At 66.1% G+C, this 23464-nt stretch carries 16 protein-coding genes; 10 read left to right on the forward strand and 6 right to left on the reverse strand.

The features are described 5' to 3' along the window. Positions 1-26 precede the first annotated feature (26 nt). Positions 27-1856 carry a DUF1302 domain-containing protein gene (locus SFA35_RS12225; protein ID WP_320578688.1) on the reverse strand — a complete coding sequence of 610 codons (1830 nt, stop codon included), beginning with the start codon at positions 1854-1856 and terminating at the stop codon, positions 27-29. A 353-nt stretch (positions 1857-2209) separates the two neighbouring features. Here SFA35_RS12225 and SFA35_RS12230 point away from each other — a divergent pair, with 353 nt between their 5' ends. Both SFA35_RS12230 and SFA35_RS12235 read left to right on the forward strand, forming a co-directional pair. Beyond that, positions 2210-3169 carry a WD40/YVTN/BNR-like repeat-containing protein gene (locus SFA35_RS12230; RefSeq protein WP_320578690.1) on the forward strand — a complete coding sequence of 320 codons (960 nt, stop codon included), beginning with the start codon at positions 2210-2212 and terminating at the stop codon, positions 3167-3169. Further along, positions 3166-5526, forward strand: a complete 2361-nt coding sequence (locus tag SFA35_RS12235) for an efflux RND transporter permease subunit (protein ID WP_320578691.1) — start codon at positions 3166-3168, stop codon at positions 5524-5526. Before SFA35_RS12230 ends, SFA35_RS12235 begins: the two co-directional genes overlap by 4 nt. A gap of 13 nt (positions 5527-5539) precedes the next feature. Here SFA35_RS12235 and SFA35_RS12240 read toward each other — a convergent pair whose 3' ends face one another. From SFA35_RS12240 to SFA35_RS12250, 3 genes are all read right to left on the reverse strand, one after another. After that, positions 5540-5998 carry a type II toxin-antitoxin system YhaV family toxin gene (locus tag SFA35_RS12240; RefSeq protein ID WP_320578693.1) on the reverse strand — a complete coding sequence of 153 codons (459 nt, stop codon included), beginning with the start codon at positions 5996-5998 and terminating at the stop codon, positions 5540-5542. Next, positions 5995-6312 (reverse strand): type II toxin-antitoxin system PrlF family antitoxin, encoded by a 318-nt coding sequence (locus tag SFA35_RS12245; RefSeq protein ID WP_320578695.1) that lies wholly within the window; start codon positions 6310-6312, stop codon positions 5995-5997. Before SFA35_RS12245 ends, SFA35_RS12240 begins: the two co-directional genes overlap by 4 nt. Positions 6313-6657: 345 nt before the next feature. Further along, positions 6658-7572: a LysR family transcriptional regulator gene (locus SFA35_RS12250; protein ID WP_320578697.1), complete on the reverse strand. Its 915-nt coding sequence runs from the start codon at positions 7570-7572 to the stop codon at positions 6658-6660. A 215-nt stretch (positions 7573-7787) separates the two neighbouring features. Here SFA35_RS12250 and SFA35_RS12255 point away from each other — a divergent pair, with 215 nt between their 5' ends. The 6 genes from SFA35_RS12255 to pgm all read left to right on the forward strand — a co-directional run bounded on the left by SFA35_RS12255 (position 7788) and on the right by pgm (position 17690). Beyond that, on the forward strand, positions 7788-8804 hold the full coding sequence (locus tag SFA35_RS12255) for a zinc-dependent alcohol dehydrogenase family protein (RefSeq protein WP_320578699.1): 1017 nt from the start codon (positions 7788-7790) through the stop codon (positions 8802-8804). Positions 8805-9013: 209 nt separating this feature from the next. Further along, the gene (locus tag SFA35_RS12260) at positions 9014-10537 is read left to right on the forward strand and encodes a hypothetical protein (RefSeq protein ID WP_320578701.1); all 1524 of its coding nucleotides are present in this window, start codon (positions 9014-9016) and stop codon (positions 10535-10537) included. Continuing rightward, the gene (locus SFA35_RS12265) at positions 10534-11928 is read left to right on the forward strand and encodes a PLP-dependent aminotransferase family protein (protein WP_320578703.1); all 1395 of its coding nucleotides are present in this window, start codon (positions 10534-10536) and stop codon (positions 11926-11928) included. Before SFA35_RS12260 ends, SFA35_RS12265 begins: the two co-directional genes overlap by 4 nt. A 63-nt stretch (positions 11929-11991) precedes the next feature. After that, on the forward strand, positions 11992-13683 hold the full coding sequence (locus SFA35_RS12270; protein ID WP_320578705.1) for a VRR-NUC domain-containing protein: 1692 nt from the start codon (positions 11992-11994) through the stop codon (positions 13681-13683). After that, positions 13680-15944 (forward strand): ATP-dependent DNA helicase, encoded by a 2265-nt coding sequence (locus SFA35_RS12275; protein WP_320578986.1) that lies wholly within the window; start codon positions 13680-13682, stop codon positions 15942-15944. The genes SFA35_RS12270 and SFA35_RS12275 overlap by 4 nt, the downstream gene beginning before the upstream one ends. A 105-nt stretch (positions 15945-16049) precedes the next feature. After that, a complete protein-coding gene (gene pgm / locus SFA35_RS12280; protein WP_320578707.1) occupies positions 16050-17690 on the forward strand; it encodes a phosphoglucomutase (alpha-D-glucose-1,6-bisphosphate-dependent) in 1641 nt (546 codons plus the stop codon). Positions 17691-17967: 277 nt separating this feature from the next. Here pgm and SFA35_RS12285 read toward each other — a convergent pair whose 3' ends face one another. Then, positions 17968-18666: a pirin family protein gene (locus SFA35_RS12285; protein WP_320578709.1), complete on the reverse strand. Its 699-nt coding sequence runs from the start codon at positions 18664-18666 to the stop codon at positions 17968-17970. Positions 18667-18874: 208 nt separating this feature from the next. Here SFA35_RS12285 and SFA35_RS12290 point away from each other — a divergent pair, with 208 nt between their 5' ends. Then, positions 18875-21148 carry a UvrD-helicase domain-containing protein gene (locus SFA35_RS12290; RefSeq protein WP_320578712.1) on the forward strand — a complete coding sequence of 758 codons (2274 nt, stop codon included), beginning with the start codon at positions 18875-18877 and terminating at the stop codon, positions 21146-21148. A gap of 7 nt (positions 21149-21155) precedes the next feature. Here SFA35_RS12290 and SFA35_RS12295 read toward each other — a convergent pair whose 3' ends face one another. Beyond that, a complete protein-coding gene (locus tag SFA35_RS12295) occupies positions 21156-21416 on the reverse strand; it encodes a DUF1652 domain-containing protein (RefSeq protein WP_320578713.1) in 261 nt (86 codons plus the stop codon). A 386-nt stretch (positions 21417-21802) separates the two neighbouring features. Between SFA35_RS12295 and SFA35_RS12300 the strand changes: the two genes are divergently transcribed. Continuing rightward, on the forward strand, positions 21803-23428 hold the full coding sequence (locus SFA35_RS12300) for a methyl-accepting chemotaxis protein (RefSeq protein ID WP_320578715.1): 1626 nt from the start codon (positions 21803-21805) through the stop codon (positions 23426-23428). Positions 23429-23464: the final 36 nt, after the last annotated feature.

Raw genomic sequence — 23464 nt, forward strand, 5'->3', positions numbered from 1 at the left:
GTCTTGACCAAAGATGGGCAGGCGGCCTAGAAGCTCATGCCGACGCTCAAGGCAACGAAATCGCGGTCGGTGGTGGTGTTGTAGTCACCGCCGAAGAAGTTGGTGTAACTCAGGCTCGCGGTGTATTTGCTCAGGTAGTCGGCATCCACCCCCAGGCTGACCGCCTTGCTGCCCTCGGTGAAGCTGGGGCCGTTGCCGCGCACGTCGTGGGAGAAAGTCAGGTTGGGCTTGAGGTTGACCCCGGCGAATACGTCGCTGTATTCCTCCACCGCCCGCAGGCGGTAACCCCACGAGATCGGTGTGTAGTAGCCCTTGCTGTTGCATTCGCCCGGGTTGGCTGAGTTCAGCGCCTTGCAGATGGCGTTGCCGGACAGCCCGCCCAGCAGCAGGGCGGTGCCGGCGTCGGCCAGCGAGCCGTTGCCGTAGACACTGCTGCGGCCAAACCGCAGGTCCGAACCGTCGGTGGCGCCCAGCCCGCTGATGTAGCCCACGCCCGCCTCGGCCACCAGGTTCAGGCGATCGCCGCCCAGTACGTGGTCGAAGGTGCGCACGGCGGTGGTCTGCGCCTGGGTGTAGGGCATGCGCTTGTAGCCCTGGATGGTCGAGCCATAGCTGGAGCTGGCCCAGCCGGTGCTGAACACCGGCAGCCCGGCATTGACCAGCGGGCTGGTGGCCGCCGAACCGAGCACGGCGGCGTTGGAGACGTCGCTGGCGTTGAGCGACATCGGCATGTTGGGCCGGTAGCTCAGCTCGCCGGACAGCGCGGTGGCGCCGACATTGGTGGCGAAGCTCAGGCCATAGAGGCGGATGTCCTCGGGGTAGGTCAGATAATAGCGCGCGCTGCTGACGCCGCCGGCACCGCGCAGGCCGCCGACCGGATCGGCCAGCGCGCCCTTGCCGACCACCCAGTTGAACTCCGGGTTGCGCGCGTGATAGTTGAGCGCGTAGAGGCCGAACTCGGTGTCGTTGAGCTGAGGTACGGTCCAGCGCAGGGCCACGCCGAACTGCCCGCTGTTGCGCGCGTCGTTGTCGCTCAGGCGCGGCACGTAGCCGTAGCTGCTGGCGCTGCGGTCGAAGTCGCTGCCGTTGATGGTCATGCCTTCGGTGCAGCCCTTGGCCGCCACGTCGCTGCCGAAATAGGTGCCGCAGTTGTCCAGCTCGGTCTTCTCCCAGCTCAGCTGATAGAAGCCTTCGAGCGACAGATTGCTGCTGACCCCCTGGTTGAAATACAGCATGTTGACCGGGATCAGGCCTTCCTTGACCTCCGAACCGGGACGGCGCAGCGCCGAGACGTCGAGCGGGTTGATGCTGTTGATCGAGTTGCCGATGAAGGTGCTCTCGCCCCAGCTGACCACCTGCTTGCCGGCGCGCACGCTGCCCGGCAAATCGGCGATGGTGTAGTTGTGGTAGATGAAGGCGTCGAGGATCTCCGCGCCCGAGGAGCGGGCGGCGGTGTCGCGGCCGCTGTCGTCCACGTCGTACAGGTGCTGGTGGCCGTTCTCCAGGGCGAAGTCATACCAGTACTTGGCGCGCACGAACACGCCGGTGTCCTGGTATTTGAGCTCAAGGTCGTGCACGCCCTTGAAGATCTCGGAGAACGCCTGGCCCTTGTGAAAGTTCAGGCGCCCATCGTCGCTGGTGCGCGAGGATGCGGTGCCGCCGTTGGCCACACCGATGAACTTCTTGTCGGCGTTGCTGGTGCCGATGCTCGTGCCGATCGACAGGGTCGAATCGAAACGGCCGGTGATTTCCCCAATGTCGAAGTCTGCGGCGTGGGCCGGCATTGCGCTGGCAGCCGCTACGGCCATCGCCAGGGCGTGGGGATACATAGTCCTCGTACCTTTCGTATTGTTCATGCTGCTCTGCGCCCATACCCGCTATGTCAAAGACCCGGGGCCTTGGCCCCGCTGGCTGCTGATGTCGGTAGCCGAGATCAGGTCTGGCGCATGGTAGGGAGCCAGGGGCGTTCTGCCTTCCAGCAAATTCTTATGCCTATAGCCAAAGGTGAACTGGCCGTGGGGCAGGCGCCATCCGGGGGCGCCTTGCCTCTTCCCGGTGCGCGCGACTGGCTGGCTATTCCCCCCGGGTATAGCCATGAAAACTAACGTGATGCGCGAAATCGAACGCTCCCTAGAATGCCCCCAGGCCCGCTTTGCCAAGGGGCGCATAGTCAACGGCAGTGGGAGTGGATGTGGTGGCAAGGCAGGCGATGGGGGCGGTAAGGGCGGTGGCCTGCGGGCTGTTGCTGGCGGCAGGGGCGGGCACGCAGGCAGCCGAGGCGAGGCCGGCGGCCCTGCTGCTGACGGATGTAGGCAGTGCCGGGGCGCGGCAGGTGGCGGTCGGCGATCGCGGGCAGATACTGCTCTCCGATGATCAGGGTCGGCACTGGCAGGCCGCGCGAACGCCCGGCGGGCCGTTGTTGACGGCGGTGTATTTCGTCGACGACCGGCACGGCTGGGCCGTGGGCCACGACGCCCGGATTCTCGCCAGCGCCGACGGCGGCGCCAGCTGGACCCTGCAGTTCCAGGACCCGGGCCGTCAGGCGCCCTTGCTCGGCCTGTGGTTCGCCGACCCGGATCACGGCCTGGCGGTGGGTGCCTATGGCCTGCTGCTGGCCACCGACGATGGCGGTGCGCACTGGCAGGACGTCAGCGCGCGGCTGGACAACCCCGAGCAACTGCACCTCAACGCGATTACCGCGGTGCGCGGCGCCGGGCTGATGATCGTCGGCGAACAAGGGGTGATGTTCCGCTCCGCCGACGCCGGCCAGACCTGGCAGCGCCTGCAGGGCCCCTACAGTGGCTCGTGGTTCGGCGCCATCGCCACGGGGCAGGCGTCGACCCTGCTGGTGTATGGGCTGCGCGGGCACCTGTACCGCTCCAGCGACTTTGGCGCGAGCTGGCAGGCCTGCGCCTTGCCCGGCGACACCGCGCCGCTGGACGCCGGCCTGGCCGGCGCCACGCGCCTGCCCGACGGCTCGTTGGTGCTGGTCGGCAGCGGCGGGGCGGTGCTGCGCAGCCTCGACGACGGGCGCAGTTTCAGCCGGGTGCAGCGGCCCGACCGGCGCGATCTCGCCGCCGTCGTGGCGTTGCCCGAGGGCCTGCTGCTGGTGGGCCAAGGCGGCGCGCACCGCGCCGCCAACAGCGGCCTTGAGGAGCCACAGCCATGATCAGCCAGCAACCCATTGCCGCGAAACCCACGCGCCTTGAACAACTCATCTTCAACCATCGCCCCCTGGTCATCGCGCTGTGCCTGCTGCTCAGCCTGGTGCTGGGCTGGCAGGCCAGCCTGATTCGCCCGGCCACCAGCTTCGAGAAGATGATCCCGCTGCAGCATCCGTTCATCCAGCGCATGCTCGAGCATCGCCAGGACCTGGCCAACCTGGGCAACACCGTGCGCATCTCGGTGCAGGCGCTGCACGGCGATATCTTCGACCCGGCCTACATGGACACCCTGCACCGGATCAATGACGAAGCCTTCTACCTGCCGGGCGTCGACCGCGCGGGCCTCAAGTCACTGTGGAGCCCCAGCGTGCGCTGGACCGAGGTCACCGAGGAGGGGTTCGCCGGCGGCGAAGTCATCCCGCAGAGCTACGACGGCTCGGCGCCAAGCCTGGAGCAGCTGCGCAGCAACGTGCTGCGCTCCGGCCAGGTCGGGCGCCTGGTGGCCAATGATTTCAAGTCGAGCATCGTCGAGATCCCGTTGCTGGAGGCCTACCCGGACCCGGCCACCCCCGGCAAGCTGATCGCGCTGGACTACCAGCAATTCTCGCACCTGCTCGAAGCGCACATCCGCGAGCCGTTCCAGGCGCAGAACCCCAACGTGCAGGTGCACATCGTCGGCTTCGCCAAGAAGGTCGGCGACCTGATCGACGGCCTGGCCATGGTCGTGGTGTTCTTTGCCGTGGCCTTCGTCATCACCCTGGTGCTGCTGTACGCCTTTACCCGCTGCGTGCGCAGCACCCTGGCGGTGTTGAGCACTACCCTGGTGGCCATCGTCTGGCAGCTGGGCCTGATGCACGCACTGGGCTTTGGCCTTGACCCCTATTCGATGCTGGTGCCGTTCCTGATCTTCGCCATCGGCATCTCCCACGGCGTGCAGAAGATCAACGGCATCGCCTTGCAGTCCGGCGACGCCGACAGCGCCCTCACCGCCGCGCGGCGTACCTTCCGCCAGCTGTTTCTACCCGGGATGATCGCCATCCTGGCCGACGCCGTGGGCTTCATCACCCTGCTGATCATCGACATCGGCGTGATCCGCGAACTGGCCATCGGCGCCTCGATCGGCGTGGCGGTCATCGTGCTGACCAACCTGGTCCTGCTGCCGGTGGCGATTTCCTACGTCGGCATCAGCCCGGCGGCGGTGCGCCGCAGCCGCCAGGACGCGGTGCGCGAGCATCCGTTCTGGCGCCTGCTGGCCAACTTCGCCAAGCCACGGGTGGCGCGCCTGTCGCTGGGCCTGGCGCTGCTCGCTCTCGGCGCCGGCCTGTGGTACGGCCACAACCTGAAAGTCGGCGATCTCGATCAGGGCGCGCCAGAGCTGCGCGCCGACTCGCGCTACAACCGCGACAACCAGTTTCTCGTCGAGCACTACAGCAGCAGCGCCGACGTACTGGTGGTGATGGTCAAGACAGCGCCCGAGGGCTGCTCGCGCTACGACACCCTGAGCGCCATGGACGAGCTCATGTGGCAGCTGGACAACACCGCCGGGGTGCAGTCGACACTGTCGCTGGTCAGCGTGGCCAAACAAGTGATCAAGGGCATGAACGAGGGCAGCCTGAAATGGCAGACCCTGTCGCGCAACCGCGAGGTCCTCAACAGCGCCACCGTGCACGCCGACGGCCTGTACAACGGGGACTGTTCGCTGACGCCGCTGCTGGTCTACCTCAACGACCACAAGGCCGAGACCCTCGACCGCGCCGTGGCCGTGGTGCGCCAGTTCGCCGCCAGCCATGACCGCGACGGCCTGGAATTTCAGCTGGCGGCGGGCAATGCCGGCATCGAGGCGGCCACCAACGAGGTGGTCCGCCAGGCCGACCTGCGCATCCTCCTGCTGGTCTATGCCTGTGTCGCGCTGATGTGCCTGGTCATCTTCCGCTCCTGGGCCGCGACCCTGTGCATCGTCCTGCCGCTGGTGCTGACCTCGGTGCTGGGCAACGCGCTTATGGCGTTCATGGGCATCGGCGTCAAGGTCGCCACCTTGCCGGTGGTGGCATTGGGCGTGGGCATCGGCGTGGATTACGGCATCTATATCTACAGCCGCCTGGCCAGCTTCCTGCAGGCCGGCCTGCCGTTGCAGGAAGCCTATTACCAGACTTTGAAGTCCACCGGCCGCGCCGTGCTGTTCACCGGCCTGTGCCTGGCCATCGGCGTGTGCACCTGGATCTTCTCGGCGATCAAGTTCCAGGCCGACATGGGCCTGATGCTGACCTTCATGTTGCTGTGGAACATGCTCGGGGCGCTGTGGCTGCTGCCGGCACTGGCGGTGTATGTGCTGAGGCGGCGTGGGGTGGTGGGGGTGGGGTGAGGGCGGTTCGAGCTCAGCTCAGATTGTTGTCGCGCTGCGCTGATGCGATCAAGGCATCCCAGTCATCGGGTGGGTTGCCCCGGCCCAGCATCCTCTCGAACACGGCGTAAGGATCTGACCGGCTGCCTGCCGAGCGCAGGGTCTGCTCATCGTTGACCCAAGCGTAGACGATGACCCTGGACTTGGAGTCATAGCGGAAGAACAGTCGAAATCGCCGGCCGACCTTCGCTCTTCGCCAGTGGCGGTAAGCGGTACCCAGCGTATTGCCCTGGCGGAACTCGTCTCGCGCCGGATCGCCGGGAACCGTGTCGAGCATCAACTGACTCAGCGCGCGCAGCAGTTTGACGTTGGCGTTGTTTGCGCATCCCTCAGGATCATGCTGCTCGGCTCGCCGGGCGGCCTCTTGCAGCCGGCGTAATTGTGCGACCACGCCTTCGTGAAACAGCAGTGTCCAGCCATGGCGCTGCGTCAAAGCGCAACCTCGCCCTCGATATCTTCATCCAGGTTCAAATCATGGCCTGTATAGCCCTGCAAGGTATGGGTCAAATCGGCTGGCAACGCCGTCAGGTGGCGCCCCGCGCGAATGTCCGCCTCCAGCAGGTCGAGAAACGCGCCAATGGCCGGGTCTTCATGCGGTGTAGCGGCTCGCGTGACGATGATCTCGCCATCGCGAAGGTCGAAAGCGATCTTGCCGCCCGTATCAAGCCCTAACAGTTGTCGAACGGCCTTGGGCAAGGTGATCTGCCCCTTGGAGGTCAGCGTGGCGGTTTCATGGATGGCTGGCATGGCGGTGCTCCGGGTCCGAATGGTCATAAAGTAAGGAAATATCCTTACTTAGTCAAATGGGTCACGTAGAGCCGAAGCGTGTAGATGGGTCAATTTGCCTTCCTTGGCAATGGTACCCGACGCAGCATCCTTGATCGGCTAACGGTGAGCGATGATCGAGAAACGCGATGGCGTACCAGGAAACCAGTCCAGAGCCAGGAGCACCGAGGATGCCCTAGTACACCTGCCTCGCCGCGACATGCTTCGATTTCGATCGCTTGGTCTTCAATGCGCTTATAAGTCTGCGTATGAACATCGGTGGTGTCAGCGAGCCTGTCTGGATCGCTGGGCCTGCCATTCCGGTTGTCAGAGGCTATCCGGATCCCCAAAAAACATCTGAATCCGCGACCGCAACCAACGCTCACCCGGATCATTATCCTGCGACCCGCGCCAGGCCATGTGCAGCTCGTAGGTCTGCATCTCCAGCGGCGGATCCTCGGCGCGAACGCCGCCAGCGGCGGTCAGGGCCTCGGCGGTGTAGTCGGGGACCATGGCGATGATGTCGGTACCGCTGATCAGCGTGCTCAGGCCGTTGAACTGCGGCACGGCGAGGACCACGTGGCGCTTGCGGTCGAGTTTTTCCAGGGCGGTGTCGATGAAGCCGCTCAGGTCCCCGGCGTAGGACACCAGCGCGTGCGGGCGGGCGCAGAAGTCGTCGAGGCTGAGTGGGCCGGGCACGCTGTCGGCGCGCAGCAGCTTGGGGGTGCTGCGGCGCAGCACCTTGCGCTTGGCGTTGGCTGGAAGTTCGTTGGTGTAGCTGACGCCGATGGAGATCTCCCCGGAGGCGAGCAGCGCTGGCATTAGGATGTAGTTGGCGCGGCGCACCACCAGCACGATGCCGGGCGCTTCGGCGCGCAGGCGCTTGAGCAGCAGCGGCAGCAGGGCGAACTCGGCGTCGTCGGACAGGCCGATGCGAAACACCGCGGTGCTGGTGGCCGGGTCGAAGTCGGCGGCGCGGCTGACGGCGGTGGAGATAGAGTCCAGCGCTGGCGACAGCAGGGCGAAGATCTCCACCGCGCGCGCCGACGGCTCCATGCTGCGCCCGGTGCGCACGAACAGCGGGTCGTCGAACAACCCGCGCAGACGCGACAGCGCGGCGCTGATGGCCGGCTGGCCGAGGAAGAGTTTTTCCGCGGCGCGGGTCACGCTGCGTTCGTGCATCAGGGTTTCGAAGACGATCAAGAGGTTCAGGTCGACGCGGCGCAAGTCGTTTCGATTCATCCGGGTTCGCTTCGCTGAAAATGAAGAAGATGGGACGCGGCGTGAATCTTACGGGTAAAGGCTGTTAATCTGCACCGGAAAAATGAGTTTTCCTGCAGCCTGCAGGTCCATTAATCAATGGCAGGCATGGTGACTATCAATCGCCACTGATGGTCTGGCGGCCTAAGCCCGTATAGAGTTCAGGGCATTAGAGGTTCAATAAGGCGAGGTTTGCGATGTCCCGCACGATTCGTTTCCACAAGTTTGGTCCGGCCGATGTGCTCAAATGCGAAGAGCATGCGGCGCCGTCTCCGGCAGCCGGGGAAGTGCAGGTGCGGGTCGAAGCGATCGGCATCAGCTGGTACGACATTCTCTGGCGGCAGAACCTGGCGCCCTCCCAGGCACGTCTGCCGGCTGGTATCGGTCAGGAAATGGCCGGGGTGATCACCGCCGTCGGCGAGGGTGTCAGCGAGTTCGCCGTGGGCGACAAGGTGGCCAGCTTCCCCGGTCAGAGCCCCAACGACTACCCGGTCAGTGGCGAGCTGATCCTGATGCCGACCCACTCGCTGACCCGTTATCCGGAGATCCTCACCCCGGTCGAAGCCGCCGTGCACTACACGCCGATGCTGCTGGCCTGGTTTGCCTACGTCGAACTGGCCCGCACCAAGCCCGGGCAATACGCTCTGGTGACGGACGCCAGCCACTGCGCAGGGCCGGCCTTTGTCCAGCTGGGCAAGGCCTTGGGCATCAAGGTGATCGCCGCGACCAAGCAGCCTGAACAGCGCGAATACCTGCTGGCCCTGGGCGCCGAGAAGGTCATCGTCACCGAAGAACAGGATCTGCTGTTGCAGATCCGCAAGTACACCCAGGATCGTGGCGTGGACATGGTCCTCGATGGCCTGGGCGGGCCGCAGATGGCCCTGTTGGGCGATGTCCTGGCGCCGCGCGGCAGCCTGGTGCTGTATGGCCTGCAGGGCGGCAACCAGACGCCGTTCCCGGCCTGCGCGGCGTTCCAGAAGAATATCCAGTTCTTCGTGCACTGCCTGGGCAACTTCATCGGCAAGCCTGAGCTGGGCATTGCCCAGGACAGCGAAGCGGTGCAACGAGCCCTGCGCGACATCAACCAGCTCACGGCCGATCGCGTGCTGGTGCCCCAGGTGACCAAGGTGTTTCCTTTCGAGGAATTCGTCGCGGCCCACCGTTACATGGACCAATGCCCGTGCGGAGGCCGTGTGGCCCTGCAGATCGGCTGACCACTGCCGATCGAACCTGTAAAACGGCTCACGCCGCCTGCCTGAAACCCTGTGGAATCTGACCGATTCCACAGCCCTCGCAACATTTGTCAGAAATTTCCCTATTCATTTTCGGAAAACGGGCGTTGTTCCGCACCCGTCCCATGGGTTGTCATCACCTGGCGAATTTTCAGTGTCGGTCGCTGACACTCCAGCCGTCGGGTATCTCCATGAGTGCAACTTCCAGTCGTAGTGCAATTCATAGCCAGGCCATGTGCCGCATCCATGAACAACTGCTCACCCGCCTGTGCGCCGCACTGGCGCCCAGCCAGCGGGCGGCGGTGCAGTTGCTGGCCCAGCGGGTACGGATCGCCGCCGGGGGTGGTGGCAACCTGGGCCGCTTCCGGGTCCTGGTCGGCTGTACCGGTGGCAAGGACAGCCTGCAGGCCCTGGCATTCCTGCGCGCGGCGCAGTTGAACATTGCCCGCAGCCACCCGCGCACCTTTATCCTGCGCGTGGCCCTGTGCCGGCCCGCCGGGGCCCATCCGCAGGCGTTCGACAACCTGATGCGCGCCTGCGACGCGTTGTTCCTGCAGGAAGATCACCGCGTCGAGCTGTTGCTGCACGAGGGGCAGGAGCTCACGCTGCTCGGTGCCGCCGATGCGCCGCCGGCGCCGAACGAGGCCGCTGAAGTCCAGGTCAAGGGCGAGCCGCTTGACGAGCGCCTGAATCTGCTGGTCAGCGGCCACCTGAGTGGCGGCAACGAGCGGGTGATGTTCGGCAACGGTCATTATTTGGCGATGGCCGCGACCTGCCAGCGGGCGCTGGCCTGGGGCGGCCAGGTCGGCGCCATGGTAGTGGCCGAACCGCCGCGCCGGCTGCGTCACTACCTGGCCTGGGGCCTGCGTGCGGCGCGCCAGGCCGGTTTGCCGGCCCATGCGGGCAACCTGATGGCAGCGCTTGAGGGGCTCGCCGACGCTTATTATCGTGAGCTGCACGGCCGGCCAATACCGCCGCCCAGCGGCCTGGCGGCAGGCGCACGCGCGGCGGTGGAGCTGATTGGCCTGCACGATGTCCTGGAAGGGCACAGCCCCGAACACTGGCGTCTGCTGACGGATTTTCTCGGTTACCGCTACCTGGGCCTGGACAGCGCCTGTCATGAGCTCGACAGCGCGCGGCCATCGTTGCTGGCGCACCTGCACGGGTTGCGCTGCGAATACCTGCGTGGCAAGGGCTACCCGCGCGGTGTGCACGACTACCTGCGTGCGGCGGTGCCGCTGTTGCGCTCGCGCGGCATGCCGGAGGCGTGGATCCGCCGCAGCCTGGCCGAGTGGCACGGCGACAGTGGCACTGCCGAGCAGCGCGCGCTTGCCAACCAGGACGCCCTGGCCGGTTACGGCATCGACGAGGGGCAGTGGGTGTGCATGCTGTTTGCGCCCTTCGTGGGGCATGGCGCGGGCCTCAAGCATTATCTGCAGGTCTGCCACCCGCAGCGTCTGCCGGCACTGGCCGAGCTGCATGGCGCTCTGCAAGGCCAGCCGGCCACGGCGCGCAGCCGCGCCTGGCTGACGGCGGTCAGTGGCCTGTCGGCCGCGACCTTGCGCCGGCTGTACCACTTGCCGGCGCTGGCCCAGCGCGATGGCCGGCCCAGCCTGCTGGCGGGGCTGCTGGCCAGCGACCCGCAACGTTACCTGCGCCCGCCGGCGCCCTTGACCGGGCCGGCGGTACGCGACCTGATCGCGGGGCGCTCATGAACGGCGCACGCTCGCAGTTCGCCTACCAGGCGGTGTATCGCTACCTGTGCGGCCTGATCGACGCCGGCGACAGCCAGCCTGGGCAACGCCTGCCGGCCCTGCGCGCACTGGCCCGACAGCTGCAGGTGTCGATCGCCACGGTACAGGCCGCCTACTCGCTGCTGGAGGCCCAGGGCCGAGTCTATTCGGTGGTCAAGTCCGGTTATTACCTGAGGCATCCTGCCGTTGACAGCGCCGGTGACGGTGACGGTGACGATCCGCTGTTGCAGCGCATGAACGCCTGCGCCCAACAGGCGCGCATGTGCGTGCTCAGCCACAGCCACGACCCGGGGCTCACCGGCGCCTTGCAGCAGCGCGAGCGCGAGCTGTGGCGCCGCAATGCCAGCAGCCGGCCGGCACATCCCTGCGGCGACGCCGTCTTGCGCCGGGCATTGGCGGCGCGCTACAGCCGCTCGCCGGGCGACTGCTGGCATGCCGACCAGGTGTACGTCGCCGCCGACGCCTGCGCGGTGTTGCAGGCGCTGGTGCTGGCCCTGGCGCTCAAGGGCGCCACGGTGCTGGTCAGCGTGCCCTGTGCCTGGCCCTTGCTGCACAGCTTGCGCAGCTGCGGTGTGCGGGTGCTGGAGGTCGCCCTGTGCCCGCGCGGGCGGCTGGACCTGGAGCAGCTGGCGCACCTGCTCAAGACCCATGCGGTCAAGCTGATACTGCTCGACTCGCGGGTCAGCTGGCCCCAGGGCACGCTGATGCCCTTGAGTCAGCGCCAGGCGCTGGTACGGCTGTTGGCCCTGCACGGCACCTGGCTGCTGGAAAACGACAGCATGGGCGACCTCTGCGTGCGGCCCAGCCCCTGCCTGCGCGAGCTGATGGACCCCGACCGGCTGCTGGTGTTCGCCTCGCTGCAGCCCACTCTGGGCCCCGAAGGCGCCTACGGCTATCTGCTTGCACGGCATCTGGGCCGCGAGCTGCGCAGTGTATTCATGGCCCGGGCGGGCAGCCTGGCGCCGCTGCGGCAGCAGGCGATCGGCCAACTGCTGGACAGCGGCCAGGCCGACCGCCATCTGGAGCAGCTGCGCGCCAGCCAGCCGGGGCGGATGGCCGCCATGCACCGCGCCCTGGCGCTGCACCTGCGCGACCACCTGGACTACCGCCTGCCGCTGGCCGGCAGCGCACTGTGGGTGCGCAGCCGGCGCCCGGTGGAGATGCCGCAGGTGTTCGAGCAACTGCTCGAGCGCGGCATCGTCATCGCGCCGGGCGAGCTGTTCAGCCTGCAAGGCCACTGTCGCCAGCACCTGCTGCTGGCTCAGCCCGCAGCCGACGTGCACGCCGCGCCGTGGCCGGCGCTGGCCGAAGTGCTGGCCGGACAGGCCGCTGGTCCAGCGGATTTGCCATGAGGGTGGTCTGTATGTATAACCAGTGTCCTGCCGTTCTTGATAACCCGCTGATACCGCCGTGCCGTGAACATCGACGCCTTCGACGACCCTTTCTATTACCTGGCCAACTTCCGCCGTGTGCTGGCCTGGCTGGCGCAGCGCTATGCCGACTTGCTGGATGCCGAGGAGCAGGCCTTCATCGCCGGTTTCGAGCAGGCGCCGCAGGCCTCCCAGGCCCTGCTGGTGCGCATGGTCATGCGCAAGGGCGAGCATTTTCGCGAGAGCGCGCTGGCCTACGCCGAAATCGGCTGCCCACGACAGGCTGCCCAGGCCTTGCTGGCTGCCGGCTGGCTGCAGGGCCAGGCGCCGATGAGCCTGGCCGAACTGTTCGATGTGCTGCGCAAGGCCGAGCTGCTCAGCTGCTTCACCGAGCAGTTCGCTCGCCTGGGCGCCCGCGCGGCGCTGCGCAAGGCCCAGCTGTATGACGCACTCAGCGAGTGGCATGAACAGCAGCAGCCGTTCGCCCAGTGGTGTCCGCAGCATCCTGAACAGGTCTACAGCCTGCAGGTGCGAGCGCTGTGCGATCGACTGCGGCTGATGTTCTTCGGCAACCTGCGCCAGGGCTGGAGCGAGTTCGTGCTCGCCGACCTGGGTGTGTTCCGCTACGAAAGCGTCAGCCTGGACAGCGCGTCCCGGGCCTTGCGCCACCGCCATGACCTGCAGCAGTACCTGGCCCTGCATGCCTGTCGCCAAGCCCTGGAGCAGGGCGCCGACCTGCACCACAGCGGTCGCGCCATCGCCGCCCTGGACAGTGACAACCCCTGGCTGCTGGCGCGGCGCGACAAGGCCCTGTTCCAGATCGGCCAGTTGCACGAAAAACAGCAGGATTGGCCGGCTGCGCTGCAGGTCTATGAACAGTGCACCTGGCCGGGGGCCCGCCTGCGCCGCATCCGCGTGCTCGAACGCAGCGGCGCCGATGCCTTGGCCCTGGCCCTGGCCGACAGCGCCAGCGCCGCCATCGAGAACGCCGCCGAAGCCCAGGCCTTGCAGCGCATCGTGCCACGGCTGCGGCGACGCCTGCAGTTGCCGGTGCCCGCGCGGGCCCGCGCCGCCAGCGTCGCCCGGCTGGACCTGACCCTGCTGTTGGACGCCACTCCCGCCAGCGTCGAAGTACGCGTGCGCGATCATCTGCATCAGGACCAGGCGCCGGTGCATTACGTGGAAAACACCCTGATCAACTCGCTGTTCGGCCTGTTGTGCTGGCCGGCGATCTTCGCCGCCGTGCCGGGGGCCTTCTTCCATCCGTTCCAGAGCGGCCCGGCCGACCTGCATCAGCCCGACTTCCACAGCCGCCGCGCGGCGCTGTTCGACGCCTGCCTGGGGCAACTGGACGATGAGCGCTGGAAAGCCAGCATCCGCACTTGCTATGCGCAGAAGTGGGGGTTGCAGTCGCCCTTCGTGTACTGGGGTGCGCTGACCCCCACGCTGCTGGAGCAGGCCCTGGCCTGCCTGCCGGCGCAGCACCTGCGCCACTGTTTCGTGCGCCTGCTGGAGGACATCCGCCACAACCGAGCGGGGATGCCCGACCTGATCCAGTTCTGGCCCGAGGAAGGGCGCTACCGCATGATCGAGGTCAAGGGGCCCGGCGATCGGTTGCAGGACAACCAGCTGCGCTGGCTGGAGTTCTGCGCGCTGCACCAGATGCCAGTGGAAGTCTGCTATGTCCAGTACACCGTGCAGTACACCGGCGGCGCCGGCGCGGCCGAATGCGCCTGATCTACCAGATCGCCGTGCGCGCGCTGTGCGAGTTCACCGCCAAGGTCGGCGACCTCGACCTGCGTTTCACCCCGTCGCCCACGGCCCAGGAGGGCATGGCCGGGCACCGTCGGGTCGCGGCCGGGCGCGGCGGCGACTATCAAAGCGAAGTATCGCTCAGCGGCGGCTACGGGCCGTTGCAGGTGCGCGGCCGCGCCGACGGCTATGATCCGCGGCTCAACCGGGTGGAGGAGATCAAGACCCATCGTGGTGACCTGGCCCGGCAGCCGGCCAACCACCGCCAGCTGCACTGGGCGCAGGCCCGGGTGTACGCCTGGCTGCTATGCGACCAGCTGCAACGCAGCGAAATGCGCGTGGCGCTGGTCTACCTGGATGTCGACAGCGACCGCCAGACCCTCTTCGAGGAGACCTGGAGCGCCGCCGACCTGCGCACCTGGTTCGAGCAGCAGTGCGAGATCTTCCTAGCCTTCGCCCGCCATGAGCTCGAGCGCCTGGCCGAGCGCGACCAGGGGCTGCGCGAGCTGCGCTTTCCCTATGCCGATTTTCGCGCCGGCCAGCGTGACCTCGCCGAGACCGTGTACAAGGCCGTCAGCACCGGCCGCTGCCTGCTGGCCCAGGCCACCACTGGCATCGGCAAGACCCTGGCCACACTGTTCCCGCTGCTCAAGGCGGTGGTGCCCCAGCAGCTGGACAAAATCCTCTTCCTCACCGCCAAGACCCCGGGCCGTCAGCTGGCCCTGGACGCCTTGCAGCAGCTGCAACGCAGCCAGCCCGGGCTGGCCCTGCGCAGCCTGGAGCTGGTGGCCCGCGACAAGGCCTGCGAATACCCGGACAGAGCCTGCCACGGTGACGCCTGCCCGCTGGCCAAGGGGTTCTACGACCGCCTGCCCGCCGCTCGCACGGCGGCCCTGGCGCGGCCCATGCTCGACCGCCAGAGCCTGCGCGAGGTGGCCCTGGCCCATCAGGTCTGCCCGTACTACCTGAGCCAGGAGCTGGCGCGCTGGGTCGATGTGGTGGTCGGCGACTACAACTACTATTTCGACCTGACCGCCTTGCTGCATGGCCTGGCCCTGGCCAACCAGTGGAACCTGGCGCTGCTGGTGGACGAGGCGCACAATCTGGTCGACCGCGCGCGCATGATGTACAGCGCCACCCTCGAGCAATGGCGCCTGAAGGCGCTGCGCAAGGCGCCACCGGCGCGGCTCAAGAGTGCCTTGCAGCGCCTGGACCGCGAGTGGAACGCGCTGTACCGCGAGCAGGGCGCGCCCTACCAGGCGTATCCGCGGCTGCCGGACAAATTCCTGCTGGCGCTGCTGCGCTGCGTGTCGCTGATCGGTGAGGAGATGAACGAGCAGCCGTTGACCCTCGATCGACCCTTGCTGGACTTCTACTTCGAGGCGCTGCAATTCACCCGCGTCGCCGAGCTGTTCGACGAGAACTATGTGTTCGACATCAGCCTGCGCGAGACGCCCGGGCGCAAGCCGCTGGCCAGCCTGTGCGTGCGCAACGTGGTGCCGGCCAGCCTGCTGGCGCCCAGGCTCAAGGCGCCGCGCAGCAGCGTGCTGTTTTCCGCCACGCTCAACCCGCAGCGCTACTACCGCGACTTGCTGGGCATGCCTGCCGACTGCGCGTGGCTCGACGTCCAGTCGCCGTTCCATTCGGCGCAGCTGCAAGTGCGCATCGCCGATCACATATCCACCCGTTACGCCCATCGCCAGGCCTCGCTGGCACCGATCGTCGAGCTGATGGCGCAGCAGTACGCGCAAGCGCCGGGCAACTACCTGGCGTTCTTCAGCAGCTTCGACTACCTGCAGCAGGTGGCGACGCTGATGGCCCGCGAGCACCCGCAGATCACCCTGTGGCAGCAGCAGCGGCAGATGGACGAAGCGGCGCGGCGGGGCTTTCTCGAGCAGTTCGCCGAACACAGCCAGGGGATAGGCTTCGCCGTGCTGGGCGGCGCCTTCGGTGAGGGCATCGACCTGCCGGGCCGGCGCCTGATCGGCGCGTTCGTCGCCACTCTGGGGCTGCCGCAGCTCAATCCGGTCAATGAGCAGATCAAGCAGCGCATGGCGGCACTGTTTGCCGCCGGCTACGACTACGCTTACCTCTACCCCGGCCTGCAGAAGGTGATACAGGCGGCCGGCCGAGTGATCCGTGGGGTCGAGGACCAGGGCGTGGTGGTGCTGATCGACGACCGCTTCGCCGAGGCCAAGGTGCAGCGTCTGTTTCCGGCGTGGTGGGCCTTGCAGCCACCGCCCTGAGTTATTTGTACGGGGCCGGGGATAGAACCGCGGGCAGGATAGTCAAAGTGCCAGTAAACTGTCACACGATCCTTCACCGTCATCTTTTTGTACCCGAGGTTTTGCATGAAGCTCAGTCCGTTTGCGGGCAAACCTGCTCCCGCCGAGTTGCTGGTCGACATCCCGCGACTGGTCACTGCCTATTACACTGGCCAGCCCGACGCCAGCGTCGTTACCCAGCGCGTCGCCTTCGGCACCTCCGGCCACCGCGGCAGCTCTTTCGACCTGGGCTTCAACGAAGGCCATGTGCTGGCTATCAGCCAGGCCATCTGCCTGTATCGCCAGAGCAAGGGCATCGATGGCCCGCTGTTCGTCGGCATCGACACCCACGCCCTGTCGACTCCGGCCGGGGCCAGCGCACTGGAAGTGTTCGCCGCCAACGGCGTACAGGTGATGATCGCCGAAAACGACGAATACACCCCGACCCCGGCGGTGTCCCACGCCATCATCTGCTACAACCGCGGTCGCGAGCGTGGCCTGGCCGACGGCGTGGTCATTACCCCGTCGCACAACCCGCCGCAGAGTGGTGGTTTCAAGTACAACCCACCCAACGGCGGCCCGGCTGACACCGACGTCACCAAGTGGATCGAGGCCAAGGCCAACGAACTGCTGGGCGAGGGCCTCAAGGGCGTCAAGCGGATCAGCCTGGAGCGTGCCCTCAAGGCCGACACCACGCACCGCCATGACTACCTGAACACTTACGTCGCCGACCTGGAAAACGTCATCGACTTCGCCGCCATCCGCAACGCCGGCCTGCGCCTGGGCGTCGACCCGCTGGGCGGGGCCGGCGTGCGCTACTGGTCGGCGATCGCCGAGCACTATCAGCTCGACCTGACCGTGGTGAACCAGTACGTCGACCCGACCTTCCGTTTCATGAGCGTCGACTGGGACGGGCAGATCCGCATGGACCCATCCTCGCCCTATGCCATGCAGGGCCTGATCGGCCTCAAGGACCGCTTCGACGTGGCATTCGCCTGCGACCCGGACCACGACCGCCACGGCATCGTCACCCCCAGCGGTGGCTTGCTGGCACCGAACAATTACCTGGCCGTGGCCATCGACTACCTGTACCGCAACCGTCCGCAATGGCGCAGCGATGCCGCCGTGGGCAAGACCGTGGTCAGCAGCGGGCTGATCGACCGCGTCACCGCACGCCTGGGTCGGCGCCTGTACGAGGTGCCGGTGGGCTTCAAGTATTTCGCCGACGGCCTGTTCGAGGGATCGCTGGGCTTTGGCGGTGAAGAGAGCGCGGGCGCCTCGTTCCTGCGCCGTGATGGCACGGTGTGGAGCACCGACAAGGACGGCCTGATTCCATCGTTGCTGGCCGCCGAGATGACCGCCACCCAGGGCAAGGACCCCAGCCAGCTGTACCTGGACCTGACCGCCGCGCTGGGCACGCCGTATTCGACCCGGGTCGAAGCCAAGGCCAACCCGCAGCAGAAGGCGTTGCTGGGCAAACTGTCGCCCGAGCAGGTCAAGTCCAAAGAGCTGGCGGGCGAGCCGATCGAACAGATCCTCAGCCACGCACCGGGCAACAACCAGGCGATCGGCGGGCTGAAGGTCAGCACCGCCAACGGCTGGTTCGCCGCGCGGCCATCGGGCACCGAGGATATCTACAAGATCTACGCCGAGAGCTTCGTCGACGAGGCGCACCTGCAGCGCCTGGTGGCTGAGGCGCAGGTGCTGGTGGATACCGCCATTTCCTGATGGGTCTGCCCGGGAGTTGCCAGGCCCCACCGGCCGCCTGCGCGGCCTGTCGCCAGCTACGCCGGCTCCTACGTCCCGATCCATATGCATCTAACGGCACCGATAACCGCCTTCGATGTCAGGCGGTCTATCGCCAGGCACCAAGGCGGTCATAGGTAATGCCACTGGAACGGCGCGTTCGAAGCAAATGTGGGAGCCGGCGAAGCTGGCGATAGGCCGCGCGGGCGGCCGGTGGCGGCCGTGATTGAGTCTAAGGCCGGCCCAAGCTGGCCAACCCTCAAGCCACATCCACCAGCACAATCTCGCTGTCCTGCAGCGCCGTCACGCGCAGCAGGCGCTCGTCTTGCACGGCCACGCCATCGCGCTCGGCCGCCTGCAGCCCGTTGACCTCGATCAACCCGGTGGCCGGCACCAGATAGGCCTTGCGCCCGGCATCCAGGGCATATTGCGCAGTGTCCCCAGCCTTGAGCTTGGCTGCCACCAGGCGCGCGTCGGCGCGGATGCGCAGGCTGCTGTCATCGTCCGCACGGCCGCTGGCCAGGGTCACGAAGCCTTCGCCGCGCTCGCCCTTGGGAAAGGGTCGTGCGCCCCAGCTCGGGGCTTCGCCGGTCTTGTCCGGGATGATCCAGATCTGGAAGATGCGCGTGTCGCCGTCTTCCAGGTTGTATTCACTGTGGGCGATGCCGGTGCCGGCACTCATGACTTGCACGTCGCCCGCTTCGGTGCGGCCCTGGTTGCCGAGGTTGTCCTGGTGGGTAATCGCCCCTTCGCGCACGTAGGTGATGATTTCCATGTTCTGGTGCGGATGCTGCGGGAAGCCGGTGCCGGAGGCGATGACATCGTCGTTCCACACCCGCAGGTTGCCCCAGTGCATGCGCTGCGGGTCATGGTAGCTGGCGAAGGAAAAGTGGTGGTGGGCGTCCAGCCATCCATGGTTGGCGGCGCCAAGGGTGTCGAACGGTCTGAGTTGCAGCATGGGAACTCCGATGGGTTGACTCGGCACGTCAGCATGACCGAGTACTACGGGCGGAATGATCGATCAGCCCCTGTCCGAATAAAAGCGCATATATTCCACCGAACCTATCGATTAATCAGATGCAAAACCTCAGGCTTCAGTGTGGCATAGTGGTCCAATTCATTGATCTGCCTCGAATGTTTCCGTTTTGTGTGCCACTGGAGCCCGAATGTCGCCATCATCGCCCGACCGACCGTTCATCCAGCGCCTGTCGCGGCGCCTGTTCGGCGCCCGTGAGCCAGCCACGGTAGGCGAACCGGTGATTGCCCAGGTGCCTGCTGCGACGCTGCCAGAGACGCCGGTGCTGTTCGACGACTGGACCCTGCCGTTGCCCTCTGCGCTGCGCAAGCGCATCCAGGCTGAGGTAGCGCAACGCCTGCCAGCGCAGGCCCAGCCCAGCGCGGCGCAATGGCGGATGATCTTCAGCCGCACCCCGGCCACCCAGGTGGTGGCGGGCGCCGGCGCCGGCAAATCGACCTCGCTGGTGCTGCGCCTGCTGGTGCTTCACCACTACCTGGGCTACGAGCTGGCGAGCACTACGGTCATAACCTTCACCCGCGAGTCACGTAACGACTTCATCAAGAAAATGCTGCAAGTCTTTGATTTATGGGAAATAAAGCTAAGCCAGCAGCAGGCCGGCGAGGTGGTGCGCACCTTTCACTCGCGGCTGCTGCCGCTGGTGCGCAGCCTGCCCGGGCTTGCGCAGGTGCAGGCCTTCGAGACCCTTGGGGTGCAGGAGCAGGGCGCCAGCGGTAACCCGTTCGATCTGCGTATCAATGACGCCCAGCGCGCCTTGCTCAATGCCTGCTACAGCGCCTTGCTGACCCGCGACTCCCGGTTTCGCCAGCTGATCGCGGCGCTGCGCCTGCAAGCCTTTGCCCTCAAGCGCCTGGATCGCGACCACCCCGAAGTGCGCAAACGCATGACGGTCACCGCACTGGCCGCCGGGCGTGATGAAGAGCTGTGCGACCTATTGGAAGATCAGTGGTACCACGCCGGGGTCTGGCCCATCGAAGGCATCGAGCCGCAGCGCAAGGCCGTCACCATCAACGGCGGTACCTTTCATTGCCACGGCTACATCGCCGAGCTCGACGCCTGGGTCGTGCTGGGGGTGGACCCCAGTGCCGACGCGGATATGACACGTAAGGGGGCCAGGCTGCCAGTCCGTGCGGAGTGGGCGGTCAAGCGCACCCTGTTTCAAGCTTTCTGCGATAAACCCTTGATATGGTTGGATACTTATCAGCAGGGTCAGCGCCTCTGGGGCGCCCTGGCCGGCAGTTCGGTGGCCGGTCCCGGTTTCGATTATCAGGTCAAGGGCGATACCGCCGCAGCGCCGTTGCTGGACGCTTTCGCGGCCACCGCCGGCTTTATCGAAAACCTCGGCCTGGACGTCAGCGCCGCGATCGGAGCCATGGACCACGCGCTGCTCGGTGATGACAGTGGCTTCCTGCAGGCGCTGGCGCTGTTCTGGCCGACCTTCAACGACTTCCTGCACCAGCAGCCGCCGCCGGTCATGACCTACAACGCCATGTTCGCCACCCTGGGCGAGCAGGCGCCGGAAAATCTGGCGTTGGTGCCCGATTCGCTGCTGCAAGGCATGACCCATCTGATGGTCGACGAATTCCAGGACATCTCCCCGCAAATCGTCGGCTGGGTGCGCGCTTGCCTGACGGAAGTGCGTCGCCGCGCGGTGCAGCGGCCGGCGGCGACGTCGTTGTTATGTGTCGGTGATGATTGGCAGTCGATCTATGGCTGGCGGGGCAGCGCCGCGCATTATTTTCTCGCGTTCGATCGTGAGTTCCCCGCAAGCAAAACCACCCGCGTGCTGCTCAGCGACAACTATCGCAGTCACCAGCACATCATCGACGCCGCCGAGCATCTGGTGCAGCCGGTGCGTTCGTTGCCAGGCAAGCGGGGCAAGGCCCGTGAGGGCCTGCCGACAATTGCGGTGCAGGTGTTCGAACGCAATGATCGGCAGTTGGCACAGCAGGTACGAGCGCACCATGAAGCAGGCGATTCGATCTTGATATTGTTTCGAAAATCCTCAGATAAATCACTGATCTATAACGAATTATCAAATCTACTTAAAGTGGATTATAGCAGTGGCGAACGGCGCATTCGCCTGCTCACCTACCACAGTGCCAAGGGCCTGCAGGCCGATGCGGTCTTTCTGGTGGGCGACTGCCGCTATGCCAGTGAGCCGCCGTATCGCAATGAAGTGTATCGCCTGGCCGGGTTTGCCGAGCCGGGGCAGGCTGACGCCTACGATGCGGCCCAGCGAGAGGAAATCCTGCGGCTGGCCTATGTGGCGGTCACCCGCGCCGTGCGCCATTGTTATTGGTATGTGGAACCCGCCCGTGGGGAAACGGCCGCTGTCGCCCGGGCCAGTGACAGGGTCGCGGGCAACAAGCCGTGGTTCGAGGATAGGCGCGGGGCGCAGTGAGTCGGGCCTAGCCGACTTCGCACAAGGTCCGTGGGGGTTCGAACGCTTCAAGTTCGGCCTCGACCGCCTCGATGATGCGTTCGACATCGGCTGCGTTCATCACGCTGGCGCAGGGCAGGCCGGCAATCGCGATGCGCGTCTCGCCGGTGGCGCGGTCGAACAGGCGCGCGACCATACTGGTGGGTGTGTCCATGCTGCCCTCGAAGCCGAGGGGGTGAAAGTGCCAGCGCATCACCTGGCAGGCGTTGGGAAAGGTCATCTTGTTCATGGTGCCCACCTTGAAGAAGAGCGGCCTGTGGCAGCCGCTGGCAGGAAAGACCAGAGCGTGAACTCATACGTGCAGTGCAATTAAACCTAGCATTGGTGCGCGACAAAGTTGTGAATATTTTGCCCCTTCCATCAACTATTCCCGGGTTTGTTGATGACGATCACGTTTGCGCCGACCGGTGGCATTTTTTATACGCATCAGTGGCAAGTGCCACTATTTTGATACTTTGCCACACAAGCGATGAACTTCAGTGGCTCAGCCCGGGTACCTCGGTAACAACCTTATTTATTTGCTGCAAGCCCTTCATTTGCTGGAGATATGGCCGATAGACCGGTAACCGCAGGAAGCGACAATCAGATTCTCCTCCCTTACAAGAGCAATCGGCCATGTCCTTCAGATCGCTGAATATCGCGCCTCGTGCCTTCCTCGGATTTGCCTTTATCGCCTTGCTGGTCGTTGCCCTCGGGGTATTCGCTTCCAGTCGCATGGCCATCATTCGCCAGGCGTCCATCGACATGACCAGCAATCAGCTGCCAAGTCTCGAGTACCTGGGCAACATGACCGAAGACGTGCTGCGCCTGCGCATCGTCTCCTTCCGCGTGCTGGTCAATCGCGAGCCGGCGGCCTTGAGCGACAGTGAACGGCGCATTGCCGAGCTGGTGGGCAAGCTGCGTCAGGCCCAGGGCAGCTATGCCGCATTGCCTGCCGATGCCGACGAGGCCGCACTGTACAAGACCTTCACGGTGACCCAGGAGGCCTACCTGCAGGCCCAGAACGACATGCTGGCGTTGTCCCGCGAGAACAAGCTGGAGCCCATGCGCGAGCTGATCAACACGCGGATCAAGGGCGGCACCGACCAGATGGGCGAGCAGCTCAACGGCCTGGTGGCGATCAACAAAGCCGGCGCCCTGGCCGCCGACCGTGCGGCAGCCGCGCGCTACGAACAAGCCAACTGGACGGTCATCGGCGTGGCGCTGTTCGCCTGCCTGGCCACGGTGCTGCTGGCCTGGCTGCTGACCCGCAGCATCGTCGCACCGCTGCAGCAGGCGCTGGCCGCCGCGCAGCGGATCGCCGGGGGCGACCTCAGCCAGGCCATCCCGGTCGACGGCGGCGACGAGCCGGCCCGGCTGCTCGGCGCGTTGGCCGAGATGCAGACCAGCCTGCGCCAGACCATCGAACGCATTTCCGGCTCGGCAACTCAACTGGCGTCCGCCTCGACCCAGTTGTCGGCGGTCACCGAGGAGGCCTCCCGCGGCCTGCTTCAGCAGAACAACGAGATCGAGCAGGCGGCCACTGCCGTCAACCAGATGACCAGCGCGGTGGAGGAGGTGGCGCGCAACGCCGTGTCCACCTCCGAGGCGTCCCAGGACTCCAGCCGCGTCGCCCAGCAGGGCCGCGACCGGGTCGGCGAAACGGTCAGTGCCATCCAGGCCATGACCGGCGACCTGGGCCACACCGCGACCTTGCTGCAAGGCCTTGCCGTGCAGGGCCGCGACATCGGCAAGGTGTTGGACGTGATCCGCGCGATCGCCGAACAGACCAACCTGCTGGCCCTCAATGCCGCGATCGAAGCGGCCCGTGCCGGTGAAGCCGGGCGCGGCTTCGCCGTGGTGGCTGATGAAGTGCGCGCCCTGGCGCACCGCACTCAGCAGTCGACCCGGGAAATCGAACAGATGGTCGCCGGCATCCAGCAGGGCACTGGCGAAGCGGTGAGCTCGATGCAGTCCAGCAGCGAGCGCGGGCAGACCACCTTGCAGCTGGCCCAGGCCGCTGGCGGTGCCCTGCAGCAGATCACCGAGTCGATCGGCATGATCAACGAACGCAACCTGGTGATCGCCAGTGCCTCGGAAGAGCAGGCCCAGGTCGCCCGCGAGGTCGACCGCAACCTGGTCAACATCCGCGACCTGGCCAGCCAGTCGGCTGCCGGCGCGCACCAGACCAGCGCTGCCACCCACGAGCTGTCGCGCCTGGCCGTGGACCTCAACAACCTGGTGGCCCGTTTCGTGATTTGACCTGCCGGCGCAAGGTGTTAGGGTCGTGGTTTGACG

This window comes from Pseudomonas sp. HR96 (assembly GCF_034059295.1).
In the GTDB taxonomy this organism is placed as follows: domain Bacteria; phylum Pseudomonadota; class Gammaproteobacteria; order Pseudomonadales; family Pseudomonadaceae; genus Aquipseudomonas.

Coding starts and splice junctions, on each gene's coding strand:
- SFA35_RS12255 (WP_320578699.1), top strand. CDS start 7,788: ATGTCCCGCACGATTCGTTTCCACAAGTTTGGTCCGGCCGATGTGCTC.
- SFA35_RS12265 (WP_320578703.1), top strand. CDS start 10,534: ATGAACGGCGCACGCTCGCAGTTCGCCTACCAGGCGGTGTATCGCTAC.
- SFA35_RS12235 (WP_320578691.1), top strand. CDS start 3,166: ATGATCAGCCAGCAACCCATTGCCGCGAAACCCACGCGCCTTGAACAA.
- pgm (WP_320578707.1), top strand. CDS start 16,050: ATGAAGCTCAGTCCGTTTGCGGGCAAACCTGCTCCCGCCGAGTTGCTG.
- SFA35_RS12285 (WP_320578709.1), bottom strand. CDS start 18,666: ATGCTGCAACTCAGACCGTTCGACACCCTTGGCGCCGCCAACCATGGA.
- SFA35_RS12250 (WP_320578697.1), bottom strand. CDS start 7,572: ATGAATCGAAACGACTTGCGCCGCGTCGACCTGAACCTCTTGATCGTC.
- SFA35_RS12230 (WP_320578690.1), top strand. CDS start 2,210: ATGGGGGCGGTAAGGGCGGTGGCCTGCGGGCTGTTGCTGGCGGCAGGG.
- SFA35_RS12260 (WP_320578701.1), top strand. CDS start 9,014: ATGAGTGCAACTTCCAGTCGTAGTGCAATTCATAGCCAGGCCATGTGC.
- SFA35_RS12225 (WP_320578688.1), bottom strand. CDS start 1,856: ATGAACAATACGAAAGGTACGAGGACTATGTATCCCCACGCCCTGGCG.
- SFA35_RS12245 (WP_320578695.1), bottom strand. CDS start 6,312: ATGCCAGCCATCCATGAAACCGCCACGCTGACCTCCAAGGGGCAGATC.
- SFA35_RS12300 (WP_320578715.1), top strand. CDS start 21,803: ATGTCCTTCAGATCGCTGAATATCGCGCCTCGTGCCTTCCTCGGATTT.
- SFA35_RS12295 (WP_320578713.1), bottom strand. CDS start 21,416: ATGAACAAGATGACCTTTCCCAACGCCTGCCAGGTGATGCGCTGGCAC.
- SFA35_RS12290 (WP_320578712.1), top strand. CDS start 18,875: ATGTCGCCATCATCGCCCGACCGACCGTTCATCCAGCGCCTGTCGCGG.